This is a genomic window from Allobosea sp. (assembly GCF_030694325.1).
GTDB lineage: Bacteria > Pseudomonadota > Alphaproteobacteria > Rhizobiales > Beijerinckiaceae > Allobosea.
Map to the genome: position 1 here is coordinate 1 of NZ_JAUXYO010000110.1, position 8791 is coordinate 8791.

The 8791-nt window shown below is 68.9% G+C and carries 9 protein-coding genes; 8 read left to right on the top strand and 1 reads right to left on the bottom strand.

What is annotated here, in order from left to right; translation table 11 throughout:
* From Q8M82_RS06660 to Q8M82_RS06670, 3 genes are all read left to right on the top strand, one after another.
* A partial coding sequence (locus tag Q8M82_RS06660) for an IclR family transcriptional regulator (RefSeq protein ID WP_305690593.1) occupies positions 1 to 707 on the top strand: 707 nt, incomplete at its 5' end.
* Between the two features lie 173 nt (positions 708 to 880).
* Positions 881 to 2518: an acyl-CoA synthetase gene (locus tag Q8M82_RS06665; RefSeq protein WP_305690594.1), complete on the top strand. Its 1638-nt coding sequence runs from the start codon at positions 881 to 883 to the stop codon at positions 2516 to 2518.
* Entirely contained in the window at positions 2515 to 3369 is an 855-nt protein-coding gene (locus tag Q8M82_RS06670; protein WP_305690595.1) for a PCC domain-containing protein, read from the top strand. Before Q8M82_RS06665 ends, Q8M82_RS06670 begins: the two co-directional genes overlap by 4 nt.
* A 127-nt stretch (positions 3370 to 3496) precedes the next feature.
* On the opposite strand, the gene Q8M82_RS06675 is transcribed toward Q8M82_RS06670, so the two are convergent.
* The gene (locus tag Q8M82_RS06675; RefSeq protein WP_305690596.1) at positions 3497 to 5140 is read right to left on the bottom strand and encodes an acyl-CoA synthetase; all 1644 of its coding nucleotides are present in this window, start codon (positions 5138 to 5140) and stop codon (positions 3497 to 3499) included.
* A 146-nt stretch (positions 5141 to 5286) separates the two neighbouring features.
* On the opposite strand from Q8M82_RS06675, the gene Q8M82_RS06680 reads away from it, so the two are divergent.
* From Q8M82_RS06680 to Q8M82_RS06700, 5 genes are all read left to right on the top strand, one after another.
* Complete coding sequence (locus Q8M82_RS06680) at positions 5287 to 6516, top strand: MFS transporter (protein ID WP_305690597.1); 1230 nt, start codon at positions 5287 to 5289, stop codon at positions 6514 to 6516.
* 48 nt (positions 6517 to 6564) lie between these two features.
* Positions 6565 to 6831, top strand: coding sequence for an AbrB/MazE/SpoVT family DNA-binding domain-containing protein (locus tag Q8M82_RS06685; protein WP_305690598.1), 267 nt, complete (start codon positions 6565 to 6567; stop codon positions 6829 to 6831).
* Positions 6828 to 7226, top strand: a complete 399-nt coding sequence (locus tag Q8M82_RS06690) for a type II toxin-antitoxin system death-on-curing family toxin (RefSeq protein WP_305690599.1) — start codon at positions 6828 to 6830, stop codon at positions 7224 to 7226. The genes Q8M82_RS06685 and Q8M82_RS06690 overlap by 4 nt, the downstream gene beginning before the upstream one ends.
* The gene (locus tag Q8M82_RS06695) at positions 7223 to 8104 is read left to right on the top strand and encodes a beta-keto acid cleavage family enzyme (RefSeq protein WP_305690600.1); all 882 of its coding nucleotides are present in this window, start codon (positions 7223 to 7225) and stop codon (positions 8102 to 8104) included. The genes Q8M82_RS06690 and Q8M82_RS06695 overlap by 4 nt, the downstream gene beginning before the upstream one ends.
* A gap of 7 nt (positions 8105 to 8111) precedes the next feature.
* A partial coding sequence (locus Q8M82_RS06700) for a phytoene desaturase family protein (RefSeq protein ID WP_305690601.1) occupies positions 8112 to 8791 on the top strand: 680 nt, incomplete at its 3' end.

Genomic DNA, 8791 nt, shown 5'->3' on the forward strand with positions numbered 1-8791 from the left:
GGCTGCTGCTGGCGCTGATGCGAGCCGGTCTCGTCGAGCAGGAGCCGCAGACGCGGCATTACTGCCTGGGCGAGGAAGCCTTCGTGCTGGGTGTGCTCGCGGCCCGTCGGCACGGGCTGCTCGAACTGGCGATGGAGAGCCTGCGCCGCCTCGCCGCCGTGACGATGGACACGAGTTTCCTCTCCGTGCGGCGGGATCGGTCCTGTGTCTGCCTGCATCGGGAGGAGGGCACCTATCCGGTTCGGACCCATGCCCTTCAGAGCGGAGACCAGCACCCGCTCGGTGTCGGGGCAGGATCGCTCGCCCTCCTGGCGGCACTGCCGGACGATGATGTGGACCGCATCCTGGCGGCCAACGAATCCGAGCTGCGCGCTCGCTATCAGGGCTTCGCACCGGAGATTCTGCGCGACGATCTCGCTTTGACCCGCCGGCGCGGGTTCGCCCTCAATCCAGGCCGGCTCGTCGCGAGTTCCTGGGGTGTCGGCATGGCCTTCCGCTATCCGGACGGGCGCGTCGCGGGCGCGCTCAGCCTGGCGGCGATCGACAGCCGCATGGGGCCGGACCGGCAGGAGGAACTGGCCGGCCATCTGCGCATCGAGGTCGCCCGGATGGAGCGCCGTCTGGCGGAGATGTTCGGGCCGGGCCGTCCCGTCGCGGACCGGCTCGTCCCGCCTGTCGCGGCGGCGGTCGAGGCGAGGCGGGCTTGAAATGAATGGATCCTTCCCAAAGGGCGTCATCCCGGGCGACCGCAGGGAGACCCGGGATCCATTCCGGAACGGCTCAGGCATGGATCCCGGATCTCCGCTTCGCTGCGTCCGGGATGACGGCGCGGTTTTTCTTCATGGCCGCTGTTTCAAGACAAGATTGAGGAGAACCCAACATGGCTGAATCGTCTTCGACCGCTCCCGCGGGCGGCGTCGCGCCGATGACGCGGCGGGTGATGAATCTCGGCCACATCGTCGCGCAGAACGGGCGGCGACTGGCGACACATCCGGCCTTCGTCTGGGGCGATCTGACGCTCAGCTGGGCCGATCTCGACGGGCAGGTCTCGGCGCTGGCGGCGGGGTTGCGGGCGCGTGGCATCGGCAAGGGCGACCGTATCCTCGTCCATTCCAAGAACTGCGACGCGATGTTCGTCTCCATGTTTGCGACCTTCCGGATCGGCGCGGTCTGGGTGCCGACCAATTTCCGACTGCTGCCGGACGAGGTCGCCTATCTCTCGACCTCGTCCGGCGCGAAGGCGTTTCTCTGCCATGGCGATTTTCCCGACCATGCGGCGGCCGTGGCGAAGGCCAATTCTGCCCCGGATTTCACCTGGCGGATCGGGCCGGGTGCCTTCGGCGAGGACGAGGTCGGCGCGGTGATCGCGCGGCACAGGGGCGAGCGCGTCGCGGATGTCGCGGTCGAGCATGACGACCCGTGCTGGTTCTTCTTCACCTCCGGCACGACCGGGCGTTCGAAGGCTGCGGTGCTGACCCATGGCCAGATGGGCTTCGTCATCACCAACCATCTCTGCGACCTCGTGCCCGGCACGACGGAGGCCGATTGCTCGCTGGTGGTGGCGCCGCTCTCTCATGGCGCCGGCGTCCATCAGCTGATGCTGGCGGCGCGCGGGGCGGCGACGATCCTTTTACCGACCGAGCGCTTCGACATCGACGAGGCCTGGCGGCTGATCGCGCGCCACCGCGTCACCAGCCTGTTCACGGTGCCGACGATCCTGAAGATGCTGGTCGAGCATCCGGCCGTCGAGCAGCACGACCATTCCTCGCTGCGCTATGTCATCTATGCCGGCGCGCCGATGTATCGTGAGGATCAGAAGCGCGCGCTCGCCACGCTGGGGCCCGTGCTGGTGCAGTATTTCGGGCTGGGCGAGGTCACCGGCAACATCACCGTGCTGCCGCCCTCGCTGCATCTCGCCGAAGACGGGCCGCAGGCGCGGGTCGGCAGCTGTGGCTATGCCCGCACGGCGATGCAGGTGCAGATCCAGGACGATGCGGGCGAGGAGGTCGCGCCCGGCGTGCAGGGCGAGATCTGCGTCATCGGCCCGGCCGTCTTCGCCGGCTATTACGACAACCCGGAGGCCAATGCGAAGTCGTTCCGGAACGGCTGGTTCCGCACCGGCGATCTCGGCCATATGGACGAGGAGGGCTTCGTCTACATCACCGGGCGCGCTTCGGACATGTACATCTCCGGCGGCTCGAACATCTATCCGCGCGAGATCGAGGAGAAGATCCTGACCCATCCCGCCATCGCGGAGGTCGCGGTGCTCGGCCTGCCCGATCCGGTCTGGGGCGAGATCGGGGTCGCCGTCTGCGTCTGCCGCGGCGGCGCCCGGGCCGACGAGGCGGAGATCGCGGGCTTCCTCGCGGAGAAGATCGCCCGCTACAAGATGCCCAAGCGCTTCTTCTTCTGGGAGGCGCTGCCGAAATCCGGCTATGGCAAGGTGCCCAAGCGCCTCGTGCGCGACGAACTCGAGGCGCGCGGGCAACTCGACTGGCTGAGGGGGCAGGGCTCGTGAGGCGCATCCAGCAGCCCGGGCCGGAGACGCCCGGCCGCATCCAATGGGCGGAGTGCCACGGCCTGCGCTTTCCGCTGACACTGCAGCCCGGCCTGACGCTGCTCGAGGGCATCAGGCGCGGTTTCGCGGCGGCCGGCTTCGTCAGCGGGACAGTGAAGCTCGACGGGCTGGCGCTCTCGCCCTTCGCCTATGTGATGCCGGCGCTGTCGCAGACGCCGGGGCATGCCGCCTTCTACAGCGACACCTTCCGGCCAGCCGGCGTCGCCCGCATCGCGGTGGGCGCGATGACCTTCGGCCTGCGCGACGGCGCCCCCTTCTTCCACGCCCATGCGCTCTGGATCGAGGGCGACGGGCGGCGCAGCGGCGGCCATATCCTGCCCGACGAGACGATGGTGGCGGAGGCGATCACGCTGGCGGCGGTCGGGCTGGATGGCGCCGCCTTCCTCGGCGAGACCGATCCCGAGACGAACTTCAAGCTGTTCGGGCCGAGGCCGGCGGAGCCGCTCGGCGCCACCCGCGAAGGCCGCTTCTTCGCGCTCAGGGTCAAGCCGAACATTGATTTCTGCGGGGCGCTGGAGGGCTTCTGCGCCGAGCGCGGCATCGCGCGGGCGACGATCCATGGTGGCGTCGGCTCGACCATCGGCGCACGCTTTGCGGAGAGCGGGATCGTGGAGAACTTCGCGACCGAGGTCGCGATTACGGGTGGGACCGTCGCCGATCGCGGCGACGGGCTAGAGGCGCAGATCGATGTCGCGCTGGTCGACTATACCGGGGCGATGGCCGCCGGGCGCTACCGGCGCGGCGAAAACCCGGTGCTGATGACCTTCGAGATGGTGCTGGAGGTGGAGTAGGGGCGCGCGCCGCGCGCGCGTCATTCTCGGGCGAAGCGAAGCGCAGACCCGAGAATCTCGGGCCTTTTGGTGCGGTAGGGGCTCGTCTGGCCAGAGATGCTCGGGTCAAGCCCGAGCATGACGCCATTTACCTCGCTTCCCCCGCCCGCGCCTTCGCCACCTCCATGTCCCTCAAATCCTTCCGCCGGATCTTGCCTGTCGCGGTCAGCGGCAGCTCCGTCACGAACTCGACATGGCGGGGATACTGGTAGGCGGCGAGGCGGTCGCGCACGAAGGCCTGGATCTCGGCCGCGAGCGCTGGCGAGGGCTCCACACCGGCCTTCAGCAGCACGAAGGCCTTGACCGCCTCGGTGCGGATCGGATCGGGCACGCCGATCACGGCCACCATCAGCACGGCCTCATGGCGGATGATGCAGTCCTCGATGTCGCCGGGCCCGATGCGGTAGGAGCCCGACGAGATGATGTCGTCGTCTCGGCCCTGGAACCAGAGATAGCCGTCCTCGTCGCAATGGCCGGTGTCGCCGGTGAGGAGCCAGTCGCCGGCGAACTTCGTCGCCATCTCCTCGGGCTGGCGCCAGTAGCCGAGCATCATAACGGGATCGGGCCGCGCCACTGCAATCAGGCCCGGCGTGCCGGCCGGGAGGGGCTGCCCCTCGGGCGAGACCACCGCGACGCGGTGGCCGGGCACGGCGCGCCCCATCGAGCCGGGGCGGATCGGGAAGAGTTCGGCATTGTTGGCGACGAGCAGATTGGCCTCCGTCTGGCCGTAGAACTCGTTGACCGCGAAGCCGAAGGTCTCGCGGCTCCACGCAAGCATATCGGCACCGAGCGTCTCGCCCCCGCTGCCGATCGAGCGCATCGAATAGCCGAAGCGGCGGGGCTCGCGGACCTGGCGCATCAGCTTCAGCGCGGTTGGCGGCAGGAAGGCGTTGCGGACCTTGTGCCGCGCTATCAGATCGAAGGCGGCCTCGGGTTCGAATTTGCGGGCGCGCGAGGCCAGCACCGGCACCCCGAAATAGAGGCTCGGCAGCAGCACATCGAGCAGGCCGCCGATCCAGGCCCAATCGGCCGGCGTCCAGAACAGGTCGCCGGCCTGCGGAAAGAAGGACTGCGGCATCTGCACGCCCGGCAGATGGCCGAGCAGGACGCGGTGGGCGTGGAGCGCGCCCTTGGGCTTCCCCGTGGTGCCGGAGGTGTAGATGATCACGGCGGGGTCGTCGGCGCGGGTGTCGACAGGGGTGAAGGCGTCGGAGGCCTTCCCCATCTCCGAGGCGAGGTCGAGCGTGCCGCCGGGGCCTGGGCCGTCGACCAGGATGATCAGCCGCAGATCCGGCAAGGCGTGGCGGATCGCCTCGATCTTCGGCAGGTTCTCGGCATCCGTGATCAGCGCCGCCGCGCCGCTGTGCTGCAGCCGGTGTTCCAGCGCCTCGGGGCCGAACTGAATGAAGAGCGGCAGCGCGATGGCGCCCATCTTGTAGACCGCGAGATGGGCCATCGCCGTCTCGGGCCGCTGCGGCAGCAGGATGCCGGTACGCTCGCCGGCCGCGAGGCCATGGCCGCGCAGCAGATTGGCGATGCGGTTGGAGGCGCGCTTGAGATCGTCGAAGGAGAGGGCGACGAGGCCTGCGGCCTCGTCCTCGTAGAGCAGCGCCGGCCGGCCCGTGCCGTCGGCATGGCGGTCGCAGCAGGCGACGCCGATGTTGAACCGCTCGGGGATTGCCCAGCGGAACCGTTCGACGGTCTCGCCATAGGTCGCGTGGCGCTGGAGCATCGGCTTCACCTGTTTCGTCCCGGCGCGGGATTTGGCGTGCCGCGCGCAGCGCTGGCAAGGCCCGGATGTGCAGGCAGGGCCGGCGGAACAAAGACGGGGCAGGTGACGTTGGGTCGCCGGCCACAAGGCCGCTGGAGACCGAGCCCATGTCGCTGACTGCCCTGAACGCCCTCAATTTCTTCATGGCCGATGTCCGCGACGGGCTCGGCCCTTTCCTCGGGGTCTATCTCCAGCAGAAGGGCTGGGGGCCGCAGGACATTGGGCTGGTGATGACCGTCGGCGGTCTCGCCGGCATGGCGGCGACGACGCCGCTGGGGGCGCTGGTCGATCATACCCGCTTCAAGCGGGCGGTCATGATCGTCGCTTCGCTGGCAATCATCGCGGCGACGCTGACCATGCTCTACGTGCCGAGCCTGAGCATCACGATCGGCGCACAGATCGTCCAGGGCGTGGCGGGGGCGGTGATCGCGCCCGCGATCGCCGCGATCACGCTCGGCCTCGTGCGTCAGGCGGGGTTCGCGCAGCAGCTCGGCCGTAACGAGGCCTTCAACCATGGCGGCAACATGTTCGCGGCACTGGCCGGCGGCGCGCTCGGCTATGTCTTCGGGCTGCAGGCGGTGTTCTGGTTCATGACGGCAATGGCGGTGGGGGCGATCGCCGCGGCGCTGATGATCCCGGCCGACGCGATCGACCATGAAGCGGCGCGCGGCTGCGAGGCCGGCGATGCACAGGCGCGCGAGGGCTCGGGCTGGCGCATGCTGCTGACCTCCGCGCCGCTGGGCATCCTGGCGCTGGTCATGATGCTGTTCCATCTCGGCAATGGCGCGATGCTGCCGCTGCTCGGCCAGTCCATGGTCGCGAGCGGGCAGGGCGACCCCAGCACCGCGACGGCGCTGACCGTCGTCGTGGCGCAGCTGACGATGATCCCGATGGCGCTGCTGGCGGCGAAGCTGGCGCAGAGCCGGGGCTACGGCTTCGTCATCGTGCTCGCCTTGCTGGCCCTGCCGCTGCGCGGGCTGATCGCGGCGTCGATTCCCGGCTTCTGGGTGCTGGTGCCCGTGCAGATCCTCGACGGTGTCGGGGCGGGGCTGCTCGGCGTCGCGCTGCCGGGCCTCGTCGCCCGCATCCTGCGCGGCACGGGACATTTCAATGTCGGGCTCGGCGCCGTGATGACCGTGCAGGGCATCGGCGCCTCGCTGAGCCCGACACTGGGCGGCTGGGTGGCGCAATCCTTCGGCTATGGCGCCGCATTCATGGCGCTGGGGGGCGTCGCTGCGGTGGCGCTGGCGGTCTGGCTGGTCGCGACGATAGTGTTCGACGGAGCGTGGGCGGGGCGAGCCCGACCAGGCGATTCGATCGCTGCCGCCAGCGGCTGACAGGTGCCTCCCGGCGTGTTATACGAGTTGTATAACGGGAGAGGTGACATGAACGAGATCGTCCCGCCGCAAGATGGCGACGTTGTGTCGGATGTCGTGCAGCTTCGGAAAATTGGCAACTCCGTCGGGATCATTTTGTCGAAAGACGTTCTGGCTCGATTCGGTCTTGCCGAGGGCGACCGCTTCACCGTCGTTCGCCAGCCGGATCGCGAGGTCAAACTCGTGCCCTATGACGATGTCCATGCTCGGGGCATGGCGTTCGCGCGCCGGGCGTTCAAGGATTATGCCGACACCTTCCGCGAGCTGGCGAAATGAACGAGCCGCAATGGCTCGCTGTGGATCTCGTTATCGATATCCATGCCGAACAGCTGGCGCTGTTCGGCGGTCCGGCCGGCATCCGTGATCAGGGCATGCTGGAATCGGCGCTCGGCCGACCTCAGAACAAATATGCCTATGGCGAGCACGATCTCGCGGCGCTGGCTGCCGCCTATGCTTTCGGCATCGCCCGCAATCACCCCTTCATCGACGGCAACAAGCGCGCGGCGCTTGCTGCCATGATCGTTTTCTTCAACCTGAACGGGATCGACCTGTTGATCCCGCAAGCCGATATGACGGCCGCGATCCTCGCCGTCGCTGCCGGTGAGGCCGAGGAAGACGTGCTGGCTCAGTGGCTTCGCGACCACCTCGCCCAACCGAAACGGACCCGATGACCAAACCCATCTGGATCGAGGCTGCGATCAACGGGCCCTGGGGCGTGGAACGCCAGCCCGGCATCCCGATCGCCATTCCCGACATCGTCGCCGACGGCATCGCCGCGGTGGAGGCGGGCGCGGCGATCGTGCATCTGCACGTCTACGACCTCGAGACCGGGCGACAGCGCGACGACTGGGAGCTCTACGCAAAGGCGATCGAGGGCATCCGCGCGAAGGTCGACGCCATCGTCTATCCGACCATCCCGATCGTCGGCTCGGGCTATGCCGGGGAAATCATCGGCTCGGGCCGCTACACGCATCTGGAGGAACTGGCCAGGCGCGGGCTCGTCGAATGGGGCGTGCTCGATCCCGGCTCCTGCAACTGGACGACCTTCGACGGCATCCCTTCAGGCGAGGCCGGCTTCATCTACCAGAACCCCGGCGAGCATATCCGCGAGGGGATGGCGGTGGCGCAGGCGCACAGGATCCATCCGAGCTATGCGATCTACGAGCCCGGTTTCACGCGGCTGGGCGCGGCGCTGGCCAAGGCCTATCCGGGCCTGCCGACGCCGATCTACCGGCTGATGTTCTCGGAGGCCTTCGCCTGGGGCTTCCCGCCGCGCGACTGGGCGCTCGATGCGCATCTCAAGCTGCTCGCAGAGGATGCGCCCAAGGCGCCGGTGATGATCGCGGGGCTGGGCGTGGATCTCACCGGGCTGATCCCGGCGGCGGTCGCGCGTGGGGTGCATGTGCGCGCCGGGCTGGAGGATGCGCCCTTCGGCTGCGGGCGGACCAATGCCGATCTGGTGGCGGAGACGGTGCGGCGGGTCGAGGCCGCCGGCGGGCGCCCGGCCAGCGTCGCCGAGGTGAGGGCCCGGCTGAAGGCCGGGGCCTGAGGCTTCCATGGCGACGACAACCTGCGATGTCGTGATCCTCGGCGCGGGCCATAACGGGCTCGTCTGCGCGCACCGGCTCGCCAAGGCCGGGCTGTCTGTCACGGTCCTGGAGCGGCGCGGCGTCGTCGGTGGCGCGGCCGTGACCGAGACCTTCCATCCCGGCTTCCGCAACTCGACCGCGAGCTACACGGTCAGCCTGCTGCGGCCCGAGATCATCGCCGCGATGGAACTACACCGCCACGGCCTCAAAATCGTCGAGCGGCGCATGGCCAACTTCCTGCCGCTGCCGGATGGGCGGCATCTCGCGGCCGGTCGGGGCCGGACGGCGGCCTCCGTCGCTGCCTTCTCGGAGCGCGATGCGCAGCGGCTGCCGGCCTATGAGGCGCGGCTGGAGACGGTGGCCGCCGTGCTACGCGACCTCGTGCTGCAGGCGCCGCCCAATCTCCGCGAAGGTAGCTGGCTGGCTGCGCTGCCGGACCTGATCGATGCCGGCCGGGTGGCGCGGCGGCTGTCGCGGCTCGATCTCACTGCCAAGCGCGACGTGATGGACCTCTTCACCAAATCGGCGGGGGACTGGCTCGATGGCTGGTTCGAGAGCGAGCCGATCAAGGCGCTGCTCGGCTTCGATTCCGTCGTCGGCAATTATGCCAGCCCCTACACGCCGGGCTCGGCTTATGTGCTGCTGCA

Coding starts and splice junctions, on each gene's coding strand:
- Q8M82_RS06685 (WP_305690598.1), top strand. CDS start 6,565: ATGAACGAGATCGTCCCGCCGCAAGATGGCGACGTTGTGTCGGATGTC.
- Q8M82_RS06690 (WP_305690599.1), top strand. CDS start 6,828: ATGAACGAGCCGCAATGGCTCGCTGTGGATCTCGTTATCGATATCCAT.
- Q8M82_RS06665 (WP_305690594.1), top strand. CDS start 881: ATGGCTGAATCGTCTTCGACCGCTCCCGCGGGCGGCGTCGCGCCGATG.
- Q8M82_RS06675 (WP_305690596.1), bottom strand. CDS start 5,140: ATGCTCCAGCGCCACGCGACCTATGGCGAGACCGTCGAACGGTTCCGC.
- Q8M82_RS06680 (WP_305690597.1), top strand. CDS start 5,287: ATGTCGCTGACTGCCCTGAACGCCCTCAATTTCTTCATGGCCGATGTC.
- Q8M82_RS06695 (WP_305690600.1), top strand. CDS start 7,223: ATGACCAAACCCATCTGGATCGAGGCTGCGATCAACGGGCCCTGGGGC.